This is a genomic window from Simplicispira suum, assembly GCF_003008595.1.
GTDB lineage: Bacteria > Pseudomonadota > Gammaproteobacteria > Burkholderiales > Burkholderiaceae_C > Simplicispira > Simplicispira suum.
In genome coordinates, this window is sequence record NZ_CP027671.1 from 46051 (window position 1) to 70357 (window position 24307).

22 protein-coding genes and 7 pseudogenes are annotated in these 24307 nt (G+C 57.4%); 12 read left to right on the forward strand and 17 right to left on the reverse strand.

Translation table 11 applies throughout. From position 1 onward, the window contains the following. Positions 1 to 3: 3 nt before the first annotated feature. The 5 genes from C6571_RS19135 to C6571_RS19155 form a co-directional block, all read right to left on the reverse strand. Positions 4 to 1392 (reverse strand): TRAP transporter large permease, encoded by a 1389-nt coding sequence (locus C6571_RS19135; RefSeq protein WP_106448488.1) that lies wholly within the window; start codon positions 1390 to 1392, stop codon positions 4 to 6. A gap of 5 nt (positions 1393 to 1397) precedes the next feature. Beyond that, positions 1398 to 1928 (reverse strand): TRAP transporter small permease subunit, encoded by a 531-nt coding sequence (locus C6571_RS19140; protein ID WP_106448489.1) that lies wholly within the window; start codon positions 1926 to 1928, stop codon positions 1398 to 1400. An 89-nt stretch (positions 1929 to 2017) separates the two neighbouring features. Then, the gene (locus C6571_RS19145; RefSeq protein ID WP_106448490.1) at positions 2018 to 3097 is read right to left on the reverse strand and encodes a TRAP transporter substrate-binding protein; all 1080 of its coding nucleotides are present in this window, start codon (positions 3095 to 3097) and stop codon (positions 2018 to 2020) included. Between the two features lie 76 nt (positions 3098 to 3173). Next, positions 3174 to 3986, reverse strand: a complete 813-nt coding sequence (locus tag C6571_RS19150; protein WP_245901608.1) for an SDR family oxidoreductase — start codon at positions 3984 to 3986, stop codon at positions 3174 to 3176. 1 nt (position 3987) lies between these two features. Beyond that, positions 3988 to 4701, reverse strand: a complete 714-nt coding sequence (locus tag C6571_RS19155; protein ID WP_106448491.1) for a GntR family transcriptional regulator — start codon at positions 4699 to 4701, stop codon at positions 3988 to 3990. 389 nt (positions 4702 to 5090) lie between these two features. On the opposite strand from C6571_RS19155, the pseudogene C6571_RS20120 reads away from it, so the two are divergent. Then, a pseudogene (locus tag C6571_RS20120) lies at positions 5091 to 5289 on the forward strand (IS5/IS1182 family transposase); the annotation flags it as partial. A 686-nt stretch (positions 5290 to 5975) separates the two neighbouring features. Continuing rightward, a complete protein-coding gene (locus C6571_RS19170; protein WP_106448493.1) occupies positions 5976 to 6917 on the forward strand; it encodes a catechol 2,3-dioxygenase in 942 nt (313 codons plus the stop codon). A 173-nt stretch (positions 6918 to 7090) separates the two neighbouring features. Here the strand turns inward: C6571_RS19170 and C6571_RS19175 are convergent. Next, a pseudogene (locus tag C6571_RS19175) lies at positions 7091 to 7183 on the reverse strand (IS3 family transposase); the annotation flags it as partial. Positions 7184 to 7876: 693 nt separating this feature from the next. On the opposite strand from C6571_RS19175, the pseudogene C6571_RS20320 reads away from it, so the two are divergent. The 4 genes and pseudogenes from C6571_RS20320 to C6571_RS19190 form a co-directional block, all read left to right on the forward strand. Next, a pseudogene (locus C6571_RS20320) lies at positions 7877 to 8008 on the forward strand (IS3 family transposase); the annotation flags it as partial. A gap of 327 nt (positions 8009 to 8335) precedes the next feature. Then, positions 8336 to 8536 (forward strand): annotated as a pseudogene (locus tag C6571_RS19180) (IS21 family transposase); the annotation flags it as partial. Further along, on the forward strand, positions 8533 to 9291 hold the full coding sequence (gene istB, locus C6571_RS19185; protein ID WP_106448495.1) for an IS21-like element helper ATPase IstB: 759 nt from the start codon (positions 8533 to 8535) through the stop codon (positions 9289 to 9291). The pseudogene C6571_RS19180 and the gene istB, both read left to right, overlap by 4 nt. A gap of 51 nt (positions 9292 to 9342) precedes the next feature. After that, a pseudogene (locus C6571_RS19190) lies at positions 9343 to 10125 on the forward strand (IS30 family transposase); the annotation flags it as partial. Positions 10126 to 10189: 64 nt separating this feature from the next. On the opposite strand, the gene C6571_RS19195 reads toward C6571_RS19190, so the two are convergent. The 4 genes from C6571_RS19195 to C6571_RS19205 are packed head-to-tail and all read right to left on the reverse strand — an operon-like array spanning position 10190 to position 12592. Continuing rightward, positions 10190 to 10414: a hypothetical protein gene (locus tag C6571_RS19195; protein ID WP_106448496.1), complete on the reverse strand. Its 225-nt coding sequence runs from the start codon at positions 10412 to 10414 to the stop codon at positions 10190 to 10192. A 4-nt stretch (positions 10415 to 10418) separates the two neighbouring features. Beyond that, on the reverse strand, positions 10419 to 10589 hold the full coding sequence (locus C6571_RS19820) for a hypothetical protein (protein ID WP_170094877.1): 171 nt from the start codon (positions 10587 to 10589) through the stop codon (positions 10419 to 10421). Positions 10590 to 10598: 9 nt separating this feature from the next. Continuing rightward, positions 10599 to 11495 carry a hypothetical protein gene (locus tag C6571_RS19200; protein ID WP_106448497.1) on the reverse strand — a complete coding sequence of 299 codons (897 nt, stop codon included), beginning with the start codon at positions 11493 to 11495 and terminating at the stop codon, positions 10599 to 10601. Next, positions 11495 to 12592, reverse strand: coding sequence for a hypothetical protein (locus C6571_RS19205; RefSeq protein WP_338054309.1), 1098 nt, complete (start codon positions 12590 to 12592; stop codon positions 11495 to 11497). The genes C6571_RS19200 and C6571_RS19205 overlap by 1 nt, the downstream gene beginning before the upstream one ends. A gap of 514 nt (positions 12593 to 13106) precedes the next feature. Here C6571_RS19205 and C6571_RS19210 point away from each other — a divergent pair. Then, positions 13107 to 14225 carry an IS110 family RNA-guided transposase gene (locus C6571_RS19210; RefSeq protein ID WP_106448498.1) on the forward strand — a complete coding sequence of 373 codons (1119 nt, stop codon included), beginning with the start codon at positions 13107 to 13109 and terminating at the stop codon, positions 14223 to 14225. Between the two features lie 350 nt (positions 14226 to 14575). Then, a pseudogene (locus tag C6571_RS19215) lies at positions 14576 to 14941 on the forward strand (transposase); the annotation flags it as partial. A 688-nt stretch (positions 14942 to 15629) separates the two neighbouring features. On the opposite strand, the gene C6571_RS19220 reads toward C6571_RS19215, so the two are convergent. Together C6571_RS19220 and C6571_RS19225 are read right to left on the reverse strand one after the other, a co-directional pair. Next, the gene (locus C6571_RS19220) at positions 15630 to 16289 is read right to left on the reverse strand and encodes a tyrosine-type recombinase/integrase (RefSeq protein WP_106448499.1); all 660 of its coding nucleotides are present in this window, start codon (positions 16287 to 16289) and stop codon (positions 15630 to 15632) included. A 3-nt stretch (positions 16290 to 16292) separates the two neighbouring features. Next, a complete protein-coding gene (locus tag C6571_RS19225) occupies positions 16293 to 17024 on the reverse strand; it encodes a nucleotidyl transferase AbiEii/AbiGii toxin family protein (RefSeq protein ID WP_106448500.1) in 732 nt (243 codons plus the stop codon). 543 nt (positions 17025 to 17567) lie between these two features. Here C6571_RS19225 and C6571_RS20340 point away from each other — a divergent pair. Further along, the gene (locus tag C6571_RS20340; RefSeq protein WP_476749588.1) at positions 17568 to 17837 is read left to right on the forward strand and encodes a hypothetical protein; all 270 of its coding nucleotides are present in this window, start codon (positions 17568 to 17570) and stop codon (positions 17835 to 17837) included. Here the strand turns inward: C6571_RS20340 and C6571_RS20345 are convergent. The 5 genes and pseudogenes from C6571_RS20345 to C6571_RS19255 all read right to left on the reverse strand — a co-directional run. Continuing rightward, a pseudogene (locus C6571_RS20345) lies at positions 17780 to 17979 on the reverse strand (IS66 family transposase); the annotation flags it as partial. The gene C6571_RS20340 and the pseudogene C6571_RS20345 sit on opposite strands and share 58 nt — an antisense overlap. Continuing rightward, positions 17933 to 18352, reverse strand: coding sequence for a transposase (locus C6571_RS19245; RefSeq protein WP_106448502.1), 420 nt, complete (start codon positions 18350 to 18352; stop codon positions 17933 to 17935). The pseudogene C6571_RS20345 and the gene C6571_RS19245, both read right to left, overlap by 47 nt. A 32-nt stretch (positions 18353 to 18384) precedes the next feature. Beyond that, positions 18385 to 18552, reverse strand: coding sequence for a hypothetical protein (locus C6571_RS19825; protein ID WP_170094879.1), 168 nt, complete (start codon positions 18550 to 18552; stop codon positions 18385 to 18387). Continuing rightward, positions 18549 to 18755 (reverse strand): hypothetical protein, encoded by a 207-nt coding sequence (locus C6571_RS19250; protein WP_106448503.1) that lies wholly within the window; start codon positions 18753 to 18755, stop codon positions 18549 to 18551. Before C6571_RS19250 ends, C6571_RS19825 begins: the two co-directional genes overlap by 4 nt. A 426-nt stretch (positions 18756 to 19181) precedes the next feature. After that, positions 19182 to 20531 (reverse strand): replication initiation protein, encoded by a 1350-nt coding sequence (locus tag C6571_RS19255; RefSeq protein ID WP_106448504.1) that lies wholly within the window; start codon positions 20529 to 20531, stop codon positions 19182 to 19184. A 525-nt stretch (positions 20532 to 21056) separates the two neighbouring features. Here C6571_RS19255 and C6571_RS19260 point away from each other — a divergent pair. From C6571_RS19260 to C6571_RS19270, 3 genes are all read left to right on the forward strand, one after another. After that, positions 21057 to 22304, forward strand: a complete 1248-nt coding sequence (locus tag C6571_RS19260; RefSeq protein ID WP_211300766.1) for an AAA family ATPase — start codon at positions 21057 to 21059, stop codon at positions 22302 to 22304. Between the two features lie 470 nt (positions 22305 to 22774). Further along, the gene (locus C6571_RS19265; RefSeq protein WP_170094881.1) at positions 22775 to 23662 is read left to right on the forward strand and encodes a ParB/RepB/Spo0J family partition protein; all 888 of its coding nucleotides are present in this window, start codon (positions 22775 to 22777) and stop codon (positions 23660 to 23662) included. A 163-nt stretch (positions 23663 to 23825) separates the two neighbouring features. Further along, the gene (locus C6571_RS19270; RefSeq protein ID WP_106448506.1) at positions 23826 to 24185 is read left to right on the forward strand and encodes a hypothetical protein; all 360 of its coding nucleotides are present in this window, start codon (positions 23826 to 23828) and stop codon (positions 24183 to 24185) included. The last annotated feature ends 122 nt before the right edge of the window (positions 24186 to 24307 follow it).

Here is a 24307-nt window from a genome sequence, read left to right on the forward strand (position 1 = left end):
CAACTACTGGCTCAGGCTGTTCATGACGTCATCGACAGCTGACGGCTTGAGCAGTTCGCCAGCCGTCCTGCCCGTGGACGCGATTTCCGGCGCGAATAGGAGGATCGCAACCATGAGAAGCTGAAGCAGAATGAATGGGATAGCGCCGTAGTAGATGTCTGTTGTGCGCAGTTCCTTGGGTGCTGCAGATCTCAAGAAAAACAGGGAAAAGCCGAACGGCGGATGCATGAAGGACGTTTGAAGGTTCAGGGAGATCATCACGCCAAACCACACCAAGTCAATGTCGAGCGCGTTGGCCACTGGCACCAGCAGAGGTACCACGATGAAAGCCAGTTCAAAGAAGTCGAGAAAGAAGGCGAGAAAAAAGATGAGGAAGTTGACGAAAACTAAGAAGCTAATCCTCCCCCCGGGCAGACCCGTCAGGAGGTGCTCGACCCAAAGGTGTCCATCCACGGCATAGAGCGTCAAACTGAAGACGCGCGCCCCAATGAGAATGAAGATTACGAAGCAGGTGAGTTTTGCCGTGGCGTGCATTGCTTGGTTCAACAAGCTCATGCTGAGCCTCTTGCGCATCGTAGCCATCACCACGGCGCCCATAGCGCCCATGGCGCCGCCCTCGGTCGGGGTCGCGAGGCCAATGAAGATAGTCCCCAAAACCAGAAAGATAAGGAGAAGGGGTGGTATCAGCGTCAGGCCCGCCCTGACGTACCCTTTGAAGTCGAAGCGGACCCTGTGCTCCGGAGGAATCGCGGGTACGCTTGCCGGCCAGATGATGCTCACGCAGGCGATGAACAATGCGTACAGCCCAACCAAACCAAGCGATGGCCACATGGCGCCCGCATACATGTCACCGACCGATTTGCCGAGCTGATCGGCCATCACGATGAGCACCAGCGAAGGTGGGAGGATCTGCGCTAGCGTTCCCGAAGCGGCGACCACCCCTGCCGCGATGCGATGACTGTAGCCATACCGCATCATGATTGGAATCGAGATCAGCGACATGGAGATAACGGAGGCTGCAACAACGCCGGTTGTCGCGGCGAGCAGCGCCCCGACGAAGATGACTGCATACGCCAGTCCGCCGCGGACCGATCCGAAAAGCTGACCGATAGTCTCCAGCAGTTCCTCTGCCATTCCGCTGCGCTCAAGGATCAAGCCCATGAAAGTGAAAAACGGGATCGCCAGGAGCGTCTCGTTCGACATCACGGAGAAGATCCGATCCGGAAGGGAAAGATAGATCGACGGCGACAGCAGATCCAGGGAGAGGCCGATCACACCAAAGATCAACCCATGCGCAGCCAGCGTGAATGCAACCGGGTACCCGATGGCGAGCATCAGCACCATACACCCGAACATGATTGGTGCGATATTCTGGACCAGGAATTCCTGCATGGCAATTACGCTTTCGCTTGTGGTGCTGCACTCAAAAGGGTCTTGAGCTTCGCTACGTTCTTGATGATCTCGGAGGCAGCCTGCAATGCGAGAAGGATGAATCCGAGCGGCACGAGCAGGCGAGCCGGCCAGATCAGCAGCCCTCCGGAGTTCGACGACATCTCTCCATCGGCGAAGGCCGTCCAGAAGACGTCGAAGCCAAGATAGATCACTAGGCCCGACAAGGGCAAAATGCACAGCAGGGCACCTAAGATGTCGAGTACGCACTTCTGCTTTTCGGAGTACTTGCGGTAGAAGAGGTCTACGCGCACGTGCCCCTGCTCGCAAAGAGTGAGCCCTGCGTAGAGCAGGAAGACCGCTGCGAACATGTACCACTGCGTCTCGAGCAGGGCATTCGAGCCGATGTCAAACAGTTTCCTTAGGAGGGCGTTCCCTGCACTTAAGGCCGCCATTACGAGGACTAGCCATTTCACACAGACTCCAATTCGGAGATTCATAGCGTCGATGCTGCGACTGAGCTTGAACAGGAAGTTCATATTTGGAACGGCGTAGCGGGGCGGCCCGCGCCGCCAGGATTAGTACGAAGTGAAGCGTGCCGGCAACGAAACCCGACCGAGCCCCGGACTCAGCGGATAACTGTGGCCATCATGTTGTCGAAGCGACGTTCCGCAACACCGAGCCACTGGATTTGTGAATTCCTGAATGCCTTCCAGTTGTCGTAGATTTCCTTGAACCTCGGATTCTTTGCCGAGATCTCCTCGTAGATCGACTCCGCCGCTGCATACGCACTGGTCATGATCTCGTTGCTGAAAGGGCGAACCTGCGTTCCCTTCGCAATCAGGCGGCGCAGCGCAGGCGGGTTCAAGGTGTCATACATCGCCTGCATGTAAGCTTGGCCTTCGGCACACGCGGCCTCGAACACCGCCCTGTACTCCTTGGGCAGTTCGTTCCACTTGTCAAGGTTTACATACATGGAACACTGTCCGCCGCCTTCCCACCAAGAAGGGGTGTAGTAGTACTTCGCGACCTGGTTGAAGCCGAGCTTCTCGTCGTCGTACGGACCAATCCATTCGACGGCGTCGATGGTGCCGCGCTCAAGTGCCGGATAGATGTCAGATCCTGGAATCTGCTGGGGCAGTGCACCCAGTTTGGCCATCACATCTCCACCGAGCCCAGGCAGGCGGATCTTCAACCCTTTCAGGTCGGCGACTGTCTTGATTTCCTTGCGGAACCAGCCCCCCATCTGAGTGCCGATGTTGCCGCAGGGGACGTTGTAGATGTTCTGCTCCTTGAAGAGGTTGCGCATGAGCTTCTTGCCGTCGCCCATGATCATCCACGCGCTTTGCTGGCGGCTGTTCATGCCGAATGGCACGACGCTGTCGAACGCAAAGGATGGATCCTTACCGGTGTAGTAATTGCTTGCCGTGTGTCCGGCGTCCACCACTCCTTTGCCGACGGCATCCAGGACGGCGTTGCCTGCCACAAGCTCGCCGGGCGCGAACAGTTGAATCTGGAACTTTTCATCGGTCATCTCAGAGACCCGTCGGCACACAAACTCTGAGGTCCCGAATAGAGTGTCCAGCGTCTTGGGAAAGCTCGATGTCATTCTCCAGCGAATGGCTGGCTGTGCTTGTGCGCTCGTGTGAGCAGCCATAAGCGTTGCGGCAGCTACTCCGCTGCTCAAGAGGATAGATCGACGTTGCATTTTTGAGTCTCCTTTGGGTATGGGTATCGGTAATAGTGCTTATGAGACAAACACGCACTTGGCAGCGCGGAAAGGCTCAGTCGCTGAGGCCACCGCCTGCGCTGAGCACCTGGCCGGTGATATATGACGCTTCATCGGAGGCGAGAAAGCAGATGGCGTTAGCAACCTCGTCGGTCGTTCCGAGCCTCCTCATGGGCGTTGCATTCATCGTGTCAGTACACGCCTCGCGTTCCCAGGCCTGCTCTTGAGGCGAGTTTAGTTCTGTGTTTCTCGGCACCCGCCGTACGCCGTTATCGATTGCGCCCGGCGCAACGCAGTTAACACGTACATTGAATTCGCTAATTTCTCGTGCCAATGCGTTGGTGAAGGCGTGCACACCTCCTTTTGCGGCCGCATACGGCGTGCGATAGAGGCCTCCGCCGGTGATCGTCGATCCCACGGTTACGATCGATCCGCATCGTTGCCTCTTCATCTGGATGGCTATTTCCCTGGCGCACCACAGCGTGGGCCACAAGGATCGATTTATTTCTTTCTCGATCTCTTCCGGCTGGTACTCGGTGAGCGGCTTGAACCAGATGGTGCCTCCCACATTAAGAATGGCGGCGTCGACGCGGCCGTATGTCTGAACGGCAATCTGCACCAAATGCTTTGCTGCTCGCGCTGTGCTGAGATCACCATGCACAGTCAGGACCTGTGCGCCTCCCACTTCCATTTGCTTGGACATCGCCAACAATTCCGTCTCGGCCATGTCCGCCACGACGACTTTTGCGCCCTCGGCCGCAACCTTAAATGCGGTCGCCCTGCCGATGCCCTGCGCCGCACCGGTCACAATGACAACACGGCCTTCGAATCTGCGCCCCTGGATCGATGCATTGGTAGTCGGAATCACTTCAGGCCGCCTTCTCGATGTCGAGGAGCTCGGCTTCTGCAGCAGTGAAATCGGCAGCTGTAAGTCCCGCGACAGAAGTCTGAACGTGTTGGGCGATTAGGTGCTTGGCACGTTCGATGTCTCGGCATAGGCAGGCTTGCAAGAGGTCTTCGTGTTCCTTCTTGTCATGTTTCCTTCCGTCAGCCTTGCGGGCAACGATCCGCCGATAGCGCTTGGCCTCTTGGAAGAAGGTGCGGCGCATGGTCTTGAGCCGCTCGGACGAGCTGGCGGATACCAATGCCTCATGAAAGCGATCATTGGCCCGCTCGTATTCATGGATGACACCTGTCGGATCGAGATGCATCCGCTCTTCCGCCTTGGCTAGCAGGAAGTATTCGGACGTAATCAAAGCCTCCCACTTGTCTCCACCCGTGCGAAGGCTATCTTCCAACGCTGCAGACTCTACGAGCGCACGGGTCCGCGCCAGATCCAGAGCGTCCGCCAGAAATAGAGGGGCAACGCGGAAGCCCTTTTGCCCCTCAAGCCTGACGAGGAATTCCGCCATCAACACAAACAAAGCGTCCCGAACAGTGGCCGGACTCACTTTGAATCGATCCTTCAGCTGCTCCGTTTTCAGCTTCGCATTGGGAGCCCACTTCCCATCGATGATCTCTTCCCTGAGTACGTTTGCAACCGCCTCGCTGCGGGTCTTCGTATCGTTGTCGTCAATATTCATGCTGATCCTGGATTTGCAATTTCTGGAATTTATTGAAGTTCCGGAATTAATTTTATTTCCGGAATTTTAGTTGTCATTTTATTGTTCTGTTGTAGAGTTAACCCTGTTGCATAGTAAATAAAACTAATGTATTAGCGTATGGAGAAATTCGCATCTCGATCGCAAGAGGCGAGGCTCTTTTGGAGCGGAGGGGCCCGGTTGCTGCGCAATACTGCTTGCGCTGACGGGCGAGTCCCGTCGTCAGCTGCGCAAGGCACGCAAATAGGCAAAAACTCAAGACCCATCGTGACTCGCAACTAGAATTGCAGTCCGTAACACCTCACACGACACGACCGAGCACGAAGAGCGGAATCGTCGGTCACGTTCGCTGAAATACGCGGCAATAGCACCCCCGGGCCAAGGAACCACCAACCAGCACCCGCTGTGCGGGCGAGGTGGACGAAGTTCAACGAGTCAAGCCGCAACAAGTCGCGGGTACGTGCTCGGGTAGAGCACGTCTTCTGCGTGGTCAAGCGGCTGCGGGGATTTCCTAAGGAGGCTGCCGCGGCTACAGACAACGCCACCCGCGCATTCCCGGCCCCCGGGCTTCCTGGGACAGGGTCTGGTCGCAAGGGCGGAAATCGCCCCTCAAAATCCTGCGACCTATCTCAAATGGACAGTGAAGGCCATAAACGTCCAAGAACTGCGTCACCAAGTGCCGATGACTCCAGCACTTCAGCACGCGCGTAGGAATGTACGACGGCCCTGCACTATCTACGGCAGTGCGCAGGCCAACAATGACTTGCCGGGACCGATGGAGCCGGTGACGAGCGTGCTATGACGCGAATCGATACCGGGGCCAGCTACCAAACACTCATGAGCGTCTTGCGATCAGTGCTGCGCTCGTCGCGGGTATCGAGATCTTCAGTGGCCGCCTTCGGGTACTTCAACCCCCGCTTCCGTCGTTAGGCAATCGCGTTTCTCTTTTGACTGCGCCTGTGGACCCGATCGACAACAGCGGCATGCGCTCTCAGGTCATTCATGCCCGCGCCGCTGATCTGATCCTGCAGGCTGGTGGCCGCGCCCTGGAGCTTGAGGACCGCCGTTGCTCCCCGATGATGTTCATAGCGTTGTTGTCACATCCAAGGGGAAGAGCAAGATTTTCCAACGATGCAATCGTTCTCATAACACATCTAATTGCCTATCGCAAGAGATAAAACGCGGTACCTCCATCGTATTTAGACCGATAAAATTCCGGAAATTTAATCTATTTCCGATATTTAACAGGAGCGATCATGGGCGTTATGCGGTTAGGTCATGTCAACTTAAGAGTGATGGATGTTGAGCAAGCTATCGATCACTACGTGAACATTATCGGGATGACGGTCACTCAGCGAGACCCCGACGGTTGTGCCTACCTAAAATGCTGGGACGAATGGGACAAGTATTCCTTGATACTGACCCCCACAGATGAAGCAGGCATCATCCACATCGGATTTAAAGTTGAGAGGGACTCAGACCTTGATGCGATTAAGGCTCACTTCGAATCCGAGCGCATTCCGATCGAGGCGCTCGATGCGAATGTGCTGCCTCTTTGTGGCAGGTCCCTGCGTTTTAATCTGCCCAGCGGTCACGAAGTCTGGCTGTACGCAGAAAAGGAAACATCAGGCACCGCGGTTGGCGATCAGAATCCGGATCCATGGCCGGATGGCCTGAAGGGTGCGGGTGCTCACTGGCTCGACCACTTAGCGCTCGTATGTGAATTCAATCCGGAGCAGGGTGTCAACAAGGTTGCTGAGAACACCGCCTTCCTCCAAAAGCATCTTCAATTCAAGCTCACTGAACGCGGCGTGGCAGGGCCAGACGGAGACATGCTGGTTGCTGCGTTTCTAACGCGTACAAGCACCCCGCACGATATCGCTTTCGTACCAGGCCCCTCGATGGGCTTGCACCACATCGCGTTCTTCCTCGAGGATTGGAATGCCGTGCTAAAGGCAGCCGATGTCGTCGCAAAGGCGCGCAAAAACCCGAGCTTGACGCCCAACCGGCACGGTATGACACGTGGCCTAACGTATTACATGTTCGATCCCTCGGGAAATCGCAACGAGACTTTCGGCGGCATAGGCTATCTTGGCCAACCCGATCGACCGCTGGTCACATGGACTGATGAACACGTAGAACGAGGATTGTTCTTCCTAGGCGGCGACAACAAGGCCTTTATGGAGATCTACACCTGAGGTTGAAAGGCTATGGTCCATCGACCGATGGAACGGTCCCAGGTGCGCGCGTCAGCGGGGCCTGCCACGTCTTGAGCTGGCTGCTGCCGCCTACATAGCTTCGCTCCTGCGAGTTTTGAACCGCCCCCTATTTGAACTGACCCCCAGAAGTTGGACGGTCGCGATCCCACCAATCAGGCGGTGTTTCTCAGCCGGTATTCCACCGGGCTAAGTCCTTGCAATCCGAGTTTGATGCGCTCGTGGTTGTAGTAGCGGATGTAATCATGCACGCCCGCCTCGAGTGCCGCGATGCCGTCATGCGTCTCAAGATCGGACTTGGCGGCGCTGGGCCGTGTCGTTCTGGTTTCATATTGGGGAGCCCTTGCTTCCTCCTTCCAAGAGCCTCCACGCCGCCCTCATCGAGTTTGCGTCGCCAGACCACTACTTGGTTTGGATTGCGAATGTCGTAGAACGCCGCCACTTGGCGGTTTGATAGCTGTTCACGGTCCTGATGGGACAGGACCTGCAGCTTGAACTGCGCTGCGTTTGGGGCGCAAACCGTCAATGCCGTGCAGGCGGTAGTGGCTCACCCAGCTGCGAATCTTCTCCTCAGGCAACGACCACCGCCGCGCCAGCTGAACCGCCCCGGTTTTGAACTGACCCCCAGAAGTTGGACGGTTGCCATCCCGCCAACTAGGCAGTGTTTCTCAATCGGTATTGCGCCGGGCTTAGCCCGTAGTGCCAGCCTTGGTCCGAGTGAACGATCAGTTGCGCAGTGCACGCGGTCCGCGAAAGCGCTGCCCGCAGCGTGCGGGCAACCAGCTTGAGCAAGACAGCGCGGCCGTTTGAAAGCCTGCAGCTTGCTCCTTCGGGTTGGACTGAGCGGCCTTGAGCTGGTTGTAGATCATCAGGATGCTGCCGCCTAAGGCCTCGATAAAGCGTCGTCTGATAGATCATGGCTCATCAGATATCGGCCCGATTGGCTGTACGTGGCCTTCGTCATCGGTGTGTTTGCTAGGTGCACAGTGGTTTGGCAGGTATGCTGCTTGATGCGCACGGACTTGGTTCTTGATGCGCTGGATCAGGCTTTGTATGTCTGGCAAGTTGCTCGGGAAAAATTGCGCTCTGTGCAAGCAGTTTGACCCTCCGCTTGAGAGTGGCCGGTAGGATGTTTGCAAGGTTGTGAGAATGGCTTGCGAAAGCGTTCTCGTTGAAATTGCAAAGTTCCTCGAGTGGCAGAGGCCGAAATTTGCAAGATCAATGAGAACCTACACGCGGTCCGGGAGAAGAATGGGTCTTGATCCGTCCATACGATCCACGGCAGTATCTTCGACTGCGCCGCCCCGACTCCACTACTGCCCACGCACCGTCGTGCGCTGCGGCGTGGCAACTGACGGTGTCTCAGTTATTTCCGGAGCGTCTCATTTATTTAAGTACGCCACAGCTACCACGTCAAGGCGCTGACCGAGCGGCTCGTGGCCGATGCCTTGGCAGCCCTGCAGGCCGACACCCCAACACCGTCGGCGTCGCCTTCCATGTTGACCCAGCAACACGCGCTCATTCGCAGCGCCGACGAGTACGGCTGTCTCTTTGCCCACGCCGCCACCGCCACCCAATCCCTTGAGAGCATCCAGTCATGAACATGATCGAGATCGAACGCGCCCTGCGCGAGCTGCGCCTGTCCGGCATTGCCGAGACCCTGTCGACCCGTGTGATGCAGGCCCAGGCCGCCCAGGAGCCCTTCCTGGAGACCTTCGCTGCCATGCTCCAGGACGAGCTGGACCGGCGCCGCTCGCGCCTGACCGAGCGCCGCTTCAGGCGCTCGGGCCTGGATGAGCGGCCCTCGCTGGCGGACTTCGACTGGCGCTTCAATCAGAAGCTGCCGCGCAGCGCCTGCTTTGAGTTGCACACCCTGAAGTTCATCGGCGAGGGCGCCAACGCGCTCGTCATCGGCAAGCCCGGCACCGGCAAGAGCCATGTGGCCAAGGCCGTGGCCTACCAGGCAACGCTGCAGGGATACGACGTGCGTTACGTGGAGGCCGACACCGAGTTTGCCCGCTACGGGCTGGCCAGCACAGAAGAACAGGCCGAGCAGCTCAAGGGCTGGATCGAGCCCGACCTGCTGGTGCTCGACGATCTGTTCCTGGCCCGGCGCATCGCCGATGTGAGTGCCGAGCTCTTGCAGGCCATCGTGCACCAGCGCTACAAGTTACGCCGCGCCATCGTCATCACCTCCAACCGCGTGGTGCAGGACTGGGGCAAATACCTGGGCGACGCCACCATGGCCAGCACCATCCTGGACCGGCTCATGCACCGCTGCGCGATGCTGGAGTTCGAGGGCAAGAGTTACCGATTGAAGGAGGCCGCCTCACGCATCACCGCCACGCCCGTATAGTCACCATCCGTCCGTCCTGCCTGGAGCAGTTTGGGGTGGCCATCGGGGTTGTTTGGCCTGGTGATTCATCTGCTGCGCCTTCGCTGGTCGCCCGAGCAGATTGCCCTGACACTGGCACGCTTGTATCCCCCTGGCCATGAATACCGCGTGTCATACGAGACCATCTACAACTGCATCTACGCCATGCCCGTGGGCGAGTTGCGCAAGGAGCTGATTGCAACCTTGCGCCACGCCCACAACAAGCGGCTCCCTCGCAGCAAAGGCAAAGACCGCCGGGGCCAGATCCCCGACATGCTCAGCATTCATGTGCGCCCACCCGAGATTGAGGATCGCCAGTTCCCCGGACATTGGGAGGGGGACCTCATCAAAGGAGAGGGCAATGCCAGTGCGGTAGGGACACTTGTGGAGCGCACCAGCCGACTGGTCATGCTGGTCAAACTGCCTGAGTTCAGACCAGCCAGTGCTGCCAATGTTTTGCAGGCCTTTACGGACAAGCTGTTAGGCATTGCGCAGCCGATGCGCCTCTCCATGACGTACGACCAGGGAAGAGAGATGGCCATGCACAAGAAGCTCAGCGAGCAGACCGGCATAGCGGTGTACTTCTGCGACCCGCACAGCCCCTGGCAGAGGGGGTCGAACGAGAACATGAAGGGCCTGGTGCGCCAGTACCTGCCCAAGGGGACAGATCTCAGCATCTACAGCCAGAAGCAACTCGATGCGATTGCCGATGAAATCAACAACCGTCCCAGAAAGGGCCTGGGGGTACGATCACCGTTGGCGGTGTACCGCGAGTTGCTGATCAACAACCCGCAGTACTCCACTCTCGTTCATTGAATCCCAGGGTGTTGCACTTCACTTTTGAATCCGCCATGCCTTTCACAACTGAACGCACGATCGGTCACAGGTCGCAGATACCAATACCTTGATCATCCGACAGCTTCAGGATGGTATTCATCGAATGACCGGCGCCCATGGCAGCCGCGCACGTTGCTCGCACTTGGTCTTCCTCTAGGATGCACTTCAACTCTTGACCGCCGAAAGCGATCGGCCCTTGCGTCATCGTGTACAACGCGATGCGCAAGAGCTCCTGTTGAGCGGCAACGATCGTCCGCAGCTCCTTCAAAGTTTCAGCCTACTTTTCCATATGAACCCACGTACTTTCCGAGACGCATCGCACTGGAATATCCGCCGATGTCGAACGCTTGTGCATCGGGGTCGTTCGTGCCTCCTTGCTGCCTGGAGGCGGCGTCGGTGTCGAGGTGCTTGTTGATGCCGACGAATATCGCTTTGATGGCCACGCAGTGTCTTTATCCGATCTGTCCAAGAAGCCGTTCAATCACATCGCTGGCCTGGCGCTGGCGCAGTGCCCTCGCCTCGCGCTGCTCGGGCTCGTCGCTCTCGCCAAGTTCGAACTTGGCGACCGACACCGGGCCATCCTTGCGATACCCCTCAGTCCTTTCGTCCTGGGCGAACCGGTTGCGCAGGATTGCCAGGGAGGCTTGGATCACTGCGCCGTGCCTGCCAGCCAGCTCTTTGCGGAAGACCTCGGCGACGGCATCCGATCCCGTGGGTGCGTGCTCGATGCAATAGATCAGGTCGTGCGCATCCTTGCGCTCGAAGCGTTGATCGAACGCAAACGACTTCAGGCAGGTGAAACTGACCAGGTTGGCGTGCTTGACCTGCTCGGTCGCCACGCCGTTGCCACCCAGCAGTTCGGCCTGGATCTCGGTGACCTGATGGAGGTCAAAGACGATGGACGAATGCGGAATGTTCAACGCCGAGATCGTGCCATCGGTCGGCAGCGGCTGCACCTTGCCGCCGGCGATATCAGGTGCATCTGCGAGCAACTCCAACACCATAAGCGCACCGTGTTCGGTGCGGGCTTGCCAACGCCAGGAGAGTTTTTTCCCGGCCTCGTTTTCGGCGCGCTCGAAGCCCATCTTCTTGAGGTTGTCCTCCAGCGTGTGATACGCCTCCGTATCGGCGAGGATTTGCAGGTCGATCACGACGTCGACGTCGAGGGTGCCCGCATGCGCGGGGACCGCAGGTGGCCGCGCGGCGACCAAGTATCTCGGGGTCAGGCCACCGACCAGGTAGACCGAGTCCTTCCACGGCCCTAACCCACGCAGCAGCGTCACGAGGACGCGTTCGCAGTCAAGCGTGTACTGGTCGCTGTAACCGTCGAGTGTTGCGGGCTTGACCATCAGAAGCCGATCCGTTCTTTGCGCAGGTGCTCGGCCATTTCCTTGGAGCGGCCTTCGCCGCGTAGCAGGTCGAGATAGATCTGTACCGGACTGGCCAGCCAGATGCCGCCGACTCGCTCGCGAAAGAGCAAGTCGCCCGGCGACTTCGCTTCGATGATGACCATGTTGGCGCCTTCGTTGACAAGACGTGCGCCCAGCTCACCGATGGCGGCATCGGCGTTGGAGCCGAGCAGCAGCCGGGCGCGCACCTGGGAAACGCTGGAGAGGAATGGTGAATAGCGCTGTGCCCCAGCTTCGTGGCTGATCGCGTACCCGGCGTCATGGGCGTCGAAGACTTCGCCGACCCGCTCCAGCAACTGGTTCGCTTTCGTGGCTGGCACGTAGTAGCGGCGAAGGTTCGGGGGTCGGATGGATGCGAGTTGTTTCACCCACGCATCCAGCAAAGCTGCGGGCTCGCGAAGGTGACGCTCCTTGCTCGGCCCTTGCCCGCGCGACACCAGCCAGTCGAAACGCTCAAGCTCGGCCAGCACCTGGGAAGCGGTGGCCGGTGACACCATCGCACGCTGGGCCAGCTCTTTCACTCCGAACCAGTCCCGATGTTGGATCAGCACAGCGTGAAGCACTTGCGCGCGCCGCCCTGAAAACAGGGACCGTACCGACTTTGCGAGGGTCTTGGGCGGAGGCTTGTCGATGTAAAAGTAGGCTCCCGGCGCAGGCAAATACATGCTGCCGCCGCTGTCGTAGTATCCAATGTGCTCATCTCTGAGCAGTTCCTTGGCGCCGGGAGAAATGGACTCGGCGACCAGTAGTGACAGCCGCTCTTTGCCCTGCCCCCTGAGCCGGCCGTGGCTGGCCTCCCGGCACTGCCAGATCACCTGCCGAACGTCTCGCGGATAAACGGTCTTCTTGGCCTCCACCAGCAGGATGAAGGACTTGCCCGCTACCTGCAGGTCGATCTGCGCGTCGTGCCCGCGATCAACGGTCGAAACGGTAGGCTCCAAATGATCCAGGTCGGCATGCACCTCCGGCAGCTCCCGGAGGGCGTCGAGGAACTGCGTGATCAACTGCCGTTCGGGCAGGGAAGATTCAAGCATCATGGGAGTAGGAGTTATTTACTGTGCAGTAAATGAGGCCATTTTAGCCAATATTCGGTGTTTCGACAATATTTACTGCGCAGCGAATAAGCCGGATTGCGTGCAGGCGGCCGCTGCCCGAGCGCCAGACTCAGCCGTTCAAGGGCCGGAGCTGGCTTGGGCTGGGCTTCGGCCGAAGGCGAGACATGACGCGTGACTGCAGGCCGATCGGGAAATTTGTTCCACACCCTAGGCGACGGGTCTGGTTCTTCTCCCGAGCAATCTTTGTGAAAATCCTCTGCTGCAGGTCAAGGCTCGACTCACGAGAAAGCATGACCAAAAACTTCTATTCGCGCGATTCAAGCGCAGATCTTCTGGCATCTTTTTACAAATGATGGTGCCTCAGACCCCATGTCGACGCCTAGACATCATGGTCGCCGCCAGAAGGTAGGCGGCCGGTCTCCACCATCGTAGATTGCGTCCAAGGACGTAGCGCTACATGCTGTGACCTGCGTCGTCAGCAACAAGGAGACCGACCATGGAAGAGCGTAGCAAGATTCACGTGGGCTTGGACGTCCACAAGGACAGCATCAGCATCGCAGCGGCCGAGTCCGGCCGAATGCCTGGGCGCCTGATAGGCAAGGTCACGCACGATGTGAACAAGCTGCTCAAGGTGCTGGCCAAGGTCGGCAACGCCGATCAACTGCACATCGTGTACGAGGCCGGGCCTACCGGCTTTGGCCTTCAGCGTGCCTTGCACAGCAGGGGCTACCTGTGCGAGATCATCGCCCCTTCGCAGATCCCGCGCCGCCCGGGAGACCGGATCAAGACCGACGGGCGTGACTGCATTCAACTGGCCGAATGCTCTCGCGCTGGCCAGCTGAGCGCCGTATGGATCCCCGATCCAGAAGACGAAGCGATCCGTGACCTCTCGCGGGCACGCGAAGACGCGGTCAACAGCCGCGTCCAGGCCCGCCACCAACTCAAGGGCTTTCTCCTGCGTCACGACGTGCGCTACACCGGCAAGACCTCGTGGTGCGGCGCCTACTACCGCTGGCTAGGGACGCTGAACTTTGGCGTTGGTGCCGCGCAGACAGCGTTCACTGAATACTGGCAAGCCGTCACCGCTGCAGATGATCGCGTTGAGCGCTTGACCAAGGCGTTGGAGAGCTCAATCACTGGCTGGCGCTTTGAGCCGGTGGTTGGTGCGCTGCAGGCACTGCGCGGTGTCGCCGCGATCACGGCGATTGGCCTGGTGGCAGAGATTGGAGACCTGGGGCGCTTTGCCCATCCACGCAAGCTCATGGGCTATCTCGGACTGACTCCGTCAGAACATTCCAGTGGCGAGCGCACAAGCCGCGGCAGCATCACCAAGACGGGCAACGCGCATGCACGCCGGCTGCTTACCGAAGCTGCCTGGAACTACCGTTTCAAGGCGCGCATCGGCAAACAAGCGCAGATTCGACAACAAGCGCTGTCCGAGCCGATACGAAGAATGGCCTGGACGGCGCAGTTGCGGCTGACACAGCGCTTTGCTGCGTTGAATGCGCGTGGCTTGCAGGTCAACAAAGCCTGCATAGCAGTTGCAAGGGAGCTGGCAGGCTTCATCTGGGCCATCGGCATGCAGGCGCAGCGCGAGCATGGTCAGGCAAACTGAAAGGGCATAACACGCAACAGGATCGATCTGGCGATGCGATACGAGCAACGATAGGGCAACCCTCGGAACTCCTATAAGGGCACCGCAAGGCAGATCCCCGACCCTAGAGCGAGGCAGGCCCGCGACGAATCGATGAAGTGCTGGTAACCAATCCGCGGATATGAGTCTGATTCATCGTCGCTGCAAACGCTCGTGTCGTATCACCTGATCGATCCTGAGATCACACCCAGAACCAGACACTGCCAGTATTGACAATGGCGACCATATGAGGAGGCTGACGGACTTTGCAGTGTTCCGGACGATAGCGCCATCCGAGACAATTGCGCAAATCCAAACGAGAGTCCGACCCGATGAGCCGATTCGTCCCCGTTGACCGAGAAACTGCGTACCTGTTGCCACCGTCGGTGGACGAATGGCTGCCCAAGGATCACTTGGCGCGTTTCGTGGTCGAAGTCATCGAACAGCTCGATCTGAGCGATCTGCTGCGCCAATACGCTGGACGGGGTTCGGCGGCGCACCATCCGGCAGTGCTGCTGGGTCTGCTGATTTACGGCTATGCCAGTGGCGTGCACTCCAGCCGCAAGATCGAGCGGGCGACCTACGACTCAGTGGCGTTTCGCTACGTGGCGGCCAACACCCACCCGGATCACGACACGCTGGCGACGTTTCGCCGTCGTTTCCTCAAGGAGGTGGAGGCGCTGTTCGTGCAGGTGCTGTTTGATACCCACCCGTTCACCGTATGCGGCAAACGCGAGGCGGATGGAAGTTTCGCAATGTGGGCGCAAAACTCCCTAGGCCATCTAGCAATGAGAGCACGGGCCATGATCGAGTGATAGAAGTGCGCTGCTGGACGGCGGCATGGACGACAAATGACAGGTTTCAGAATAGGTACCCTTCAATGGCCGTACCTGAATGGTAGTACCCAGCCTCTTGCAGTCATCGGAGCTTTTAGGGGCTGCTCAGATCACAAGAACTTCTCGTAAAACCAAAGAAAAAAAGCGCTCAAAGCGAGCGCTCTATTTTATATAGCAACAAGGTTTGCTTCGTATTTCTAGGTCGTCTTTGGGCGCCAATCAAGGCCACCCTCCTCGCCTCGCGGCCGATGAGCACACCGGCCGGTGTGCTGGCATCCAGGTGCTTTGGCACTAACGGGCGAAGGTACCAACGCCGTCGATGCGATAGCCGAGCACCTCTGGCGACGCCGACAGTCCTGATTCCCAAAAGAAGACAAGCGAGCGAATGAGGCACTCGCGGCCGGCAGCCCCGCAATCAGGGAAGGTACGGATTTGTTATCCAAGCCGGTTACGGCGACGATCTGGACGAGTGTGCAGTGGCGAGAATCTATTGCGCCCAGCACGACCAACATGCGGCGCAGATCACCCTTTGGATACTGGGGCACCACCATCACACAGCCCTCGCCACAATGTCAGCGAGTCTCACGGGGTCGCCCTCTACGAGCCGCTTCGTGGTGCTCACGCTCTTGTGTCCCAAGATCGCGGCTATGTGCACAAGATCACGCCCCTGGCGGTGCTGCTTGACCGCGAAAGTCCGACGAGCCGACTGCGCGCTGCCGCCCTCGATCCCGGCATTTGCGTGCAGGCGCGAGATGTACGCCCCCAGGGTGTTGCAGGAATAGCTCCAGACGCCTGACGGGAGCATTCGCTTGGTCAGCGCATACGCTCCACCGTCTTCGGTCAGAAAAAGGGCGCTCTCGGGGTCGAGCCCACGGTAGGCGCCCTTCTTCACCGTGACGCCGTGCTTGCGCTCCACGCGCCAGGCGAGATAGGCGTCCAGTGCCAACACAACGCGCTTGTTCGACCAGAACAGCGGACGCTCTTCACCATTGTGCGCCACATCGACGCGCACTGCACTCGTGACGCGCGCGTTGCCCTTAGCGTCCACGTAGTCGCCTACCGTAATGGTGGCCAGCTCTGTTACCGACAGCGCTGTGCCGTACAGGACCAGGAGCAATGCGGTATCGCGCAACGGAACGCGGCTGTAGGCTGCGGTCGCGCGAAGCAGATGCTCGACCTGTTTGTCCTCGATAACCGACGGCTTCGCCATGGCCTATCGCTCCACAGGACGGCGCCCCGAAACCTTGTCTTTCCTCGCCTGCTCACTCATTGCCTGAAATTTCCCCAATCGACCTTGAGCCCAGTGAATGGTTTGCTTGAGATCGGGCAGATCATGCGTGCGAATCTCTTGCCAAACTATTGCCGACTGTTTCGATGTGCCCATCTGGCCTAGCGCCATCCGAATGCCCTCCACTCTGGCCGCGATCAGTTCAGCCAGCATCAGTTCATGCGCATCCAAAAGCGGCACATGGCGCTCAATTGCATACCAGTCAAACAGGTCACGCGGTGTGAGAGCCCACCCACGATAGAAAAGCTTCTTTGCGAGCACTTCCGCCACCGGCTCAAGCGGGAAGAGACATTCACTGGAAATCTTGTTGTCGAGTCCGAGCAAGGACATGCTGACGATGAAATCAATTTCACCATCGTTAAATTTGAGCTTTAGGGAGGTGGCCCCCTCGTCGTAGGTGTTGATGAGGTGCTCAAATTTGTCATTCAGTCGCGGGGTAAGAAAGCCGATCCATTGAGGATTACGGATGAACAAATCGATGTCGTCACTGATCCGATGCTCCATCGCCAGCATAAGCCTTGTTCCACCGCCCAATACAGGAAGGAGAGTGCTTTTGGCAACCGTGGATGCGTCTTGGACCATCTCATGTGCAAGCTTCTCAAGCCCTCTCCATGGACCATTGGTTTTGTGATTCTTGATGTCCGCAAAAGTGGTCATAGGAGAGCCTTGACTGCTGATTCCCAAAGGGCGCTGCGGGGCGCTCCGCCCTTGATAGTGTCCGAATAAAGTTGGTTGGCCATCGGTAGCGACGAACCCGACTCCATCGCGCACTGCATCACCAACCGTGGCTCCACTTCAACGAAGAGATAGCTCAGAATCGCAGCGGCTTTGGGCGAAGCAGCGCGAAGCTCCCCCTGGCTCAGAGATTCGATTAGGTCGCCGGGAGAAACAATCGCTCCGTACGGCGCGTTTAAGTGCGTCACAGCCATCGAAATGCCGTGTTGATATGGGCTTGAATTTGGCATGCATTTGCCTCAAATCGTGCAATTACATTGAGTTTACACGCGAAGCTGGTCCCAAACAAGCCGTGGCACCTTAAGCGCACGTCGAACCCATGTTGAGCGCTTCCAGCGGTCATGGCTGATGCTCAGATGGTGGCGGGCTGCCAGCGAAGGGCAGCGATTCCTGCACCCGGCTGGTCCTGTACGTGGGCAACCGTGTGAGCCCGTCCTTCAGATACGCATAGGGTCATGCCCATTCATGCGCGTCGACCAGGCTCATCACCGCCGCCGCACGTTGGCCCGCGCGCAAGCTGCCAGCGAACAGCCAGTTTTTCTCCCAATGGCAAGGGGCCGGATCTGGTTCTCGATCCAGTTGTTGTCCACGGGCATTGCCCATCATCTGCGAAGCGCGTCAGCGCCATCCAACTTCCCGCTCGATCTTGTAGACCTTGGCGAACTGCTCCAGGCGAACCCGGCGATCTGGCTCTTGTTGGCTGCGTGCAGGTCAAAGAATTTGCGCCGCGCGTGAGCGAGACAGCCGACTTCCGTCATGCCATTGGCAAACCCCGCCCTGTAGCCACTGAAGTCATCGCCAGGCTGCCCTGCCAATCGCCAAGGAAATCCCTAGCGTGCTCGCCTGCCCTGGACTCGCAGAAGTCGTAAACCACCGCCACATGACGCGGCATCTTCAAGCGGCCAGGTCACAGTGACCGTGCCGGCACTGCGCCAGACCTCCACACAGATGTCGCATGATGGATTCGCTGGCTTGGGCGCAGGAGCCGGTGCAGGTTGTTGCACAGCAGTGGGCTTCAGGGCCAGGGCAATGAATTCGTTGCGGACCGCAGGCATCCGTTGCGCAATCTGCTCACGCAGCCATCGATGAACGATGTTGGCGTTGATGCCATGGGCCAGAGCTACGCCGGCTACGGAGGCTCCTCTGACCTGGCATTGCGCTACGACCTGACCCTTGAGTTCTGGGCTATAGTAACGCCGCTTGGGACGTTGGGCTATCGCCTCGCTCGCCATGGTGTGCATGATCTCCATCGTGCACACGATGCATGTTCAACGACATTGTCTCAAGATGGGATCACCAGCCGCTTACGGTACAGCTGCCAAGACGTGCCGTTCATCTGGCCACGGTCGGAAACGCCCACATTGAGCATGCCGTGTCCGGGCGCGGCCGATTCAGACTCGGCCACGCGGTTTTGGCGCGCCACCTGCAGCCACTCTGACCTGACCCTCACGCACCCAGGCTCGCATCCAAGCGCACGCCGGCGCAGCTGGCAGAGATGCGCGGCAACAGGCCACCACCCGCCAGGCGGGCGCGCACGGTGTCGCCAAACAGCGTGACGCCCAGTTTGCGCGTGAGACTCTGGCGCACCCGGCCTTCGATGCCGGTGAACGTGGCGTCCTGCTGGCGGTATTGCAGCAGCTGCAGGCCATCCATCTCGTCGAGCTTGCGGCCGTAGATGTGGCCGATGCGTTTTCATATCACGCTGACCTCAAAGGTTGTGTTCCCGCTGATTTTGCCGGGCCAGGTCGATGTTGTGCGAGGTTTCCGAGCGCAGTTGCGGGGCGCCTTTTTCATAGTCCGCGTGCATACAGCTCTTCGGGCGTCGGGGGCGCGACTGGCAGGTTCGGGACGATGCCAGGATACTCCACCGCTTCCTGGGCGGGCCGATCATCTAACGCCAGGAATGCGGAAGAAAGTATCTGTCATGGGCTTGCCTTTCACGACTGCCGTCCAGATTCTCATCAGTAGCTATGCCTATTTTATAAGGAGTGCTGGATGCGTATGTCCTCTGAACCGCTAGCTTCATGCATGCTGTGTGTTCTATCGCCGTGCCAGCGTTGTGCCTCTTCCGCTGTTGTTCTAGGAAGTAGCGCTTTCAGACGCTATTGCCAGCAATTGCTTTTCGTTCGGCTTGTCCCACCCTTCCCCATAGACTGCCGCCGCATAAAAGCTGACCATCTCATGTCTCACCATCGGATGAGTCCATCCCTTCCCTACCAGCCGCTGGATGACTGCAGGATGAGCATTTCTTTCGACCAACTTCTCCTTCAAGCTCTCCACCAGTTCTGACTGCTCCTCCAGAGGTAACGCACTGATCTCGGTAACGATTGATTTAATTCGGTCCACAAGCCATTGCTTCGCCCATTGGGCAATCTTTTCTTTGGACAAAGCACCTCGAGACTCTTGCGTATCGACCAAGTTCGACTGGATCGCCTGCTGGTGATTCAATGCATGATTAGGCAGCACACTCTTCAGATACCGTAGAGGATCGCGAAGGGGTTCTGGGAATGCGCTAGCCGCTCGCTTTTGAACGGCGTCAATGCCGCTGGCAACAGCGGCATCCCCGAATTCCTCGATCAGACGCTCGACACGGGAGTGATCTATACCAAGTCGTTCGGCAGCCGCCAGCACCCCCACGTCAACTGGCTCAGTTGAGCTGCGTTGTTGCAACGCAAGCACTCGCTGGGGCTTCCTTCGAACTGAGAATTGCAGGTCGGACACGAACCGCCCTGATTTGAACTCGGACATTTCGACCTCGATATCTGCAAGCGCATTGACTTCGGCAAGCGCCGGCCGAAGTGTGTCGCGTTTGAAAATTCGATACTCAAGCTTTTGAAGCCGCTCGTCGTCTGGACGACCCAACAACACCGGGCGCCACCACGACCAAGGTTTGCGAGCTGTCTGGCCAACCCCTAAATATCTCGAGCAGATTTCATAGAGTGCGACAGACGGATGCGAGCCCAATTGTGAGATCACATCAAGTGACAGCTTGGCAAAGATCTCGGGATCGAGAAGCTCATGCCGCATGTTCACAGCGTACGACCACTCAACAAAGACTTGACCGCGCTCTTTAGTTAGGCGGGCATGAGACAGCATCCCGCAGACATCCCAAGTCTGCCACTCGCCCGCAGTCGGCGACTGCCACTCTACCAACGTCGAGACCATTGATCGCAGGTGCGTCTTTATGATGCTCATGTCGCCGCTGTTGTAGTCAAGCCCCTTGACAATGTCCGTGAGAGCGGCCCGAAAGGTCTCTCGCTCTAGCCCCTGATCTTGCGCAATATGCAAGAGCACGTTCCAAGTTCGGCGTCCAAGTGCGGTGATCTTGTTATTCTGAGGAACTAGGGCCAGCGAGAACACTGGCTTTCTCAAGGGACTAACAGCCCGCGACTGTACCGAAATGTGTCCGTCTAAACGTTGGTTGGCCATGGTCGCAACTCTACTGCAGCGAGACGCTCATGTGAAACGTGTTTTCACCTGTACGAAGGGGCAGATCGTACAGACGCTTACTGTAAAAGCTCCAGAAATTGATTCCCGAGGTAGTCCCACTCCTGAAGGGAACTTACCGTAAAAGCTCCACTTCGACGCCTCAGAAGTACAAAACACCTTAATTTCTTTGCAGTTCCACCACAGGTCGCCGTTCACTGTATTCACCGCCACTGGCGACTGTGACGACACCACATTCCCCTGTATCCACTCAAGTTATGCCTGAAAAAGCTCCAGAGTCGACTGAAAGTTCTCCAAAAATGTATCTAACCTATTGATTTATAAGAAAAAAAGCCTCGTTAAAGAAGTATAGGTATTTAAGGGATTAGATATTTTTAAAAACCCGGAAAAGCGGAAGTGGAGCTTTTTCAGTGAAGAGGCAGTACGAGTTGGACGAGTCTTTGGCTGGTTGCCTATATTTCGTCCAACAGGCAAAATTGAGACTATCCAGCAACAAGTGAACTACACATGGAAATACGGCCACAAATCACATTAGCGGGGGTGCACCAGCAGGCAGAAGAAGCAGCTGCGATGCTTTCTAGCATTCGGTCAGCAATGCTTGCGCCCATGGTTCGCAAAATTGCTCCAGTGTTTAGTGCAGACCAGGTAGCGACCATGTGTGAAGCTTCCTCTCGCGGCTCATTTGCACATCGCGTTGCAAGCCGCAAGGATCTGCCCTCAGGAACTCTTGTTTCCAATGGAAGAAAGCGGATTTTCGAATTGGCGGAGAGTCGAAAGTGGATACGGGAATACCGGAGAGAAATGTTAAGACCTGCGGGCGCTGAGGCGGTTACTATCTCTATAGCCAATTTCAAAGGTGGGACTACGAAAACGACGACCGCCATGACGTTAGCGCAGGGCCTGACCTTGCTCGGACACAAAGTGCTGGTTATCGACACTGATCCGCAAGCATCTCTCACCACGCTTTTTGGAATCCTTCCGGACGTCGAGATCAGTGCGAAAGACACGATCATGGCGCTCGCGGATGGGTCCCTAACGACGGTGCGACCGTTGATCCGGTCCACTTATTGGGATGGGCTAGATCTGGTTCCTGCGGCGTCGTCGCTGTTTGATGCTGAATTCATGTTGCCGTCCCGTCAAAGTAAGGAAGGGCTGTCTGGTTTTCAGTTTTTCAAGGTATTGGACCTGGGGATTGACGATGTGCGGGTTGATTATGACGTGATCATCATAGATAGCCCCCCTGCCCTTTCTTACCTCACCATCAATGCGTTGATGGCAGCCAATGGCATCATCATGCCACTGCCACCTGAGACACTGGATTTTGCTTCGTCGACGCAATTTTGGTCTTTGTTCTCCGATTTGACCGAGACGATGCTTGAGTCCCGAGGTCTTACACGAAGCTTTGACTTTATTAACATACTGTTATCGCGTGTGCCGCCACGGGCTGGCCGGGGCGCCTCGACTACTGCAGACGCAGTGCGCGAGTGGATCACCGCAACCTACAAGGAAAAGGTCCTACCACTCGAGATTCCGCGAACATCGATTGCTTCTCAAAAATCGTCGGGCTTCGGTACTGTCTATGACAGCGAAGCTGGAGATTCCAAAGACAAGACATATAAGCGCGCGCGTGATGCATACGACCTGTTCGTCCAGCATATCGAAGTTGCTGTACGAACCGCCTGGGCGCGACAATTGCAGACGACAGATACGATTGGTGCAGCCGGGGAAAATGCCCTAAGCCAGACGCCTAGATGAAGCAGAGAATGTACTCACGATATTCAAAAATTTCTTCGGAACGCGCTGATGGAGTGGACCCTTACCCCGCTAAAACTTCGAAAAACTTCTTGGCGTTGCACAGTGCGATACAAGCTGTGTACATACGTCCGTCTCTCGAAATAGACGCAACGGCTTGCCCAACAGTGCCTCTAACACTATTGGTGTTGCACCGTGCAACAGTGCCGCACTGCAGGTGATTTGGCGCGATCTCACACCGAGCAAATTAGAGCGCGGAAAGTCTATTTGCCCAGTCAAGCAAAAGGAGCATAGCAATGGCTAACAAAGATCTAGTACGACGTGCACTAAGCGTCACGGCTAACATGCCCGCCAAACAAGCGAAGCCGGCAGTAGGTGAGGGTCCAAGCGCTGTCGCTAAGGAGTTCGCTAATGAGAGCCATCTCCAGGCTGTGCCAGTTCCGCGCACGGGCCCTGGCTCAATGCTTGCCTTTATGGCCGAGCAGTCCGAAGTCCATAAGGAGGTGGTTCGTCTGCGCGAACGAATTTCTGAATTTGATGGTGCCGATGTTGTGCGACGAATTGATCCCAACGAAATTACCGCCTCGAATTGGGCAAACCGAGATGTATCGCATTTTGATACCGACGCGTTTGCTAAGCTTAAGGCTGAAATTGCCAATTCTGAGGGTAATGTCCAGCCCATCAAGGTAAGAGCGAAAAAGAACCCAGATGGTGTTGGGGTGCCTTTCGAGATTGTTTATGGCCACCGCCGCCATAGAGCATGCTTAGAGCTGGGCATACCAGTTCTAGCATTGATTGAGAGCGACATGGAGGACGCAGAATTATTTGTAGAGATGGAACGAGAGAATAGAGACCGTGAGGACCTTTCGGCATGGGAGCAAGGAGTCATGTATCAAAGAGCTCTTGATCAGAACCTCTTTCAGTCTGCGCGGCAGTTGGCCGTCGCAATCGAGCGGGACGTAAGCAACATTAGTCGAGCCATGGCGCTGGCGAAGTTGCCGGCCGATGTCATCCGAGCCTTTGGTTCCCCGTTGAATCTCCAGTTTCGTTGGGCAACTCCCCTGAGAGATGCTCATCAGCGAGATCCCGAAGGTCTTCTTGAAAAGGCACGGAAAGTCTCCGAAAGCACTCCTCGTCTGACCCCGGCAGAAGTTTTTTCGTTTCTGACTCGACCGCCTGTTGTCGAAGCAGCCTCGGCGAAGCGGCCGGTTGAATGGAAGGACTCGGACGGTAAGCGTCTAGCGCTACTCTCAACCGACAAGAAGGGGAGGGCGATACTTTCTTTTGCACAGGCTATTGAAGAGAGCGAACAGCGCAAGTTGATCAAGTTGATCGATGGTTTCCTAGGATCAAGGAGTTAAAGGGACGCACGTTGGAGTAGGGGATTCCTGGAAAAATCTCGTACTGCAAATCGGGTTTGATGCTCGGATTTCCGTATCGGGATGCCCCCCCAAGCGCTTGTTAAAGCACATCGATTTTATTGAAGGTAATATCGACACAGTCCACTAAGCTTGGAGAAAAACGTTGCTCATCGCAGCGCCAGATGCGTTTTACGAGGCCCTGATCGTGAGTTTGCGCGCCCGCCTTTGTGCCCACGGATGGAGCGTTACGGACTTCGTTGGTGTGGCTGTACGAGTGATTGAAACGGTCACTGGACCCAAGGAGGCGCAGGCTTATCTCCTTAAGGTCGCCCCCCAGGGGCCGTTTGTGCTGTCGGGGACTTACTACAACGAGGGGCGGAACGTTTTGGCCAGAGTGATGATTCCTATTCGCCGGTTGGCAGCGCAGAACGAAATCGATGCCGCAGCGCAGAGCTTTGCACGCCAGTGCGACGCGATCATCGGCAATTCCAGCGATGTTCAGATCCTAAGGCGCCTGCGGTAGCTCGCACGCTGGCGCCATCCATGTCAGCAGACAGGCTGGATCCGCCACTCTTTGGGTCCGTTGCCATAGAGTGATCCGGACATCCCAGTCCGGATGCTGCATGTGATACCCAGCCGCCGCGC

Bases quoted from the DNA above. Each gene is read 5' to 3' on its own strand.
- C6571_RS19210 (WP_106448498.1), top strand. From the start codon at position 13,107: ATGGAAGAGCGTAGCAAGATTCACGTGGGCTTGGACGTCCACAAGGAC.
- C6571_RS19225 (WP_106448500.1), bottom strand. From the start codon at position 17,024: ATGACCACTTTTGCGGACATCAAGAATCACAAAACCAATGGTCCATGG.
- C6571_RS19145 (WP_106448490.1), bottom strand. From the start codon at position 3,097: ATGCAACGTCGATCTATCCTCTTGAGCAGCGGAGTAGCTGCCGCAACG.
- C6571_RS19200 (WP_106448497.1), bottom strand. From the start codon at position 11,495: ATGGTCAAGCCCGCAACACTCGACGGTTACAGCGACCAGTACACGCTT.
- C6571_RS19140 (WP_106448489.1), bottom strand. From the start codon at position 1,928: ATGAACTTCCTGTTCAAGCTCAGTCGCAGCATCGACGCTATGAATCTC.
- C6571_RS19255 (WP_106448504.1), bottom strand. From the start codon at position 20,531: ATGGCCAACCAACGTTTAGACGGACACATTTCGGTACAGTCGCGGGCT.
- C6571_RS19260 (WP_211300766.1), top strand. From the start codon at position 21,057: ATGGAAATACGGCCACAAATCACATTAGCGGGGGTGCACCAGCAGGCA.
- C6571_RS19220 (WP_106448499.1), bottom strand. From the start codon at position 16,289: ATGGCGAAGCCGTCGGTTATCGAGGACAAACAGGTCGAGCATCTGCTT.
- C6571_RS19245 (WP_106448502.1), bottom strand. From the start codon at position 18,352: ATGGAGATCATGCACACCATGGCGAGCGAGGCGATAGCCCAACGTCCC.
- C6571_RS19265 (WP_170094881.1), top strand. From the start codon at position 22,775: ATGGCCGAGCAGTCCGAAGTCCATAAGGAGGTGGTTCGTCTGCGCGAA.
- C6571_RS19170 (WP_106448493.1), top strand. From the start codon at position 5,976: ATGGGCGTTATGCGGTTAGGTCATGTCAACTTAAGAGTGATGGATGTT.
- C6571_RS20340 (WP_476749588.1), top strand. From the start codon at position 17,568: ATGCGCGTCGACCAGGCTCATCACCGCCGCCGCACGTTGGCCCGCGCG.
- C6571_RS19135 (WP_106448488.1), bottom strand. From the start codon at position 1,392: ATGCAGGAATTCCTGGTCCAGAATATCGCACCAATCATGTTCGGGTGT.
- istB (WP_106448495.1), top strand. From the start codon at position 8,533: ATGAACATGATCGAGATCGAACGCGCCCTGCGCGAGCTGCGCCTGTCC.
- C6571_RS19155 (WP_106448491.1), bottom strand. From the start codon at position 4,701: ATGAATATTGACGACAACGATACGAAGACCCGCAGCGAGGCGGTTGCA.
- C6571_RS19250 (WP_106448503.1), bottom strand. From the start codon at position 18,755: ATGGATGGCCTGCAGCTGCTGCAATACCGCCAGCAGGACGCCACGTTC.
- C6571_RS19205 (WP_338054309.1), bottom strand. From the start codon at position 12,592: ATGATGCTTGAATCTTCCCTGCCCGAACGGCAGTTGATCACGCAGTTC.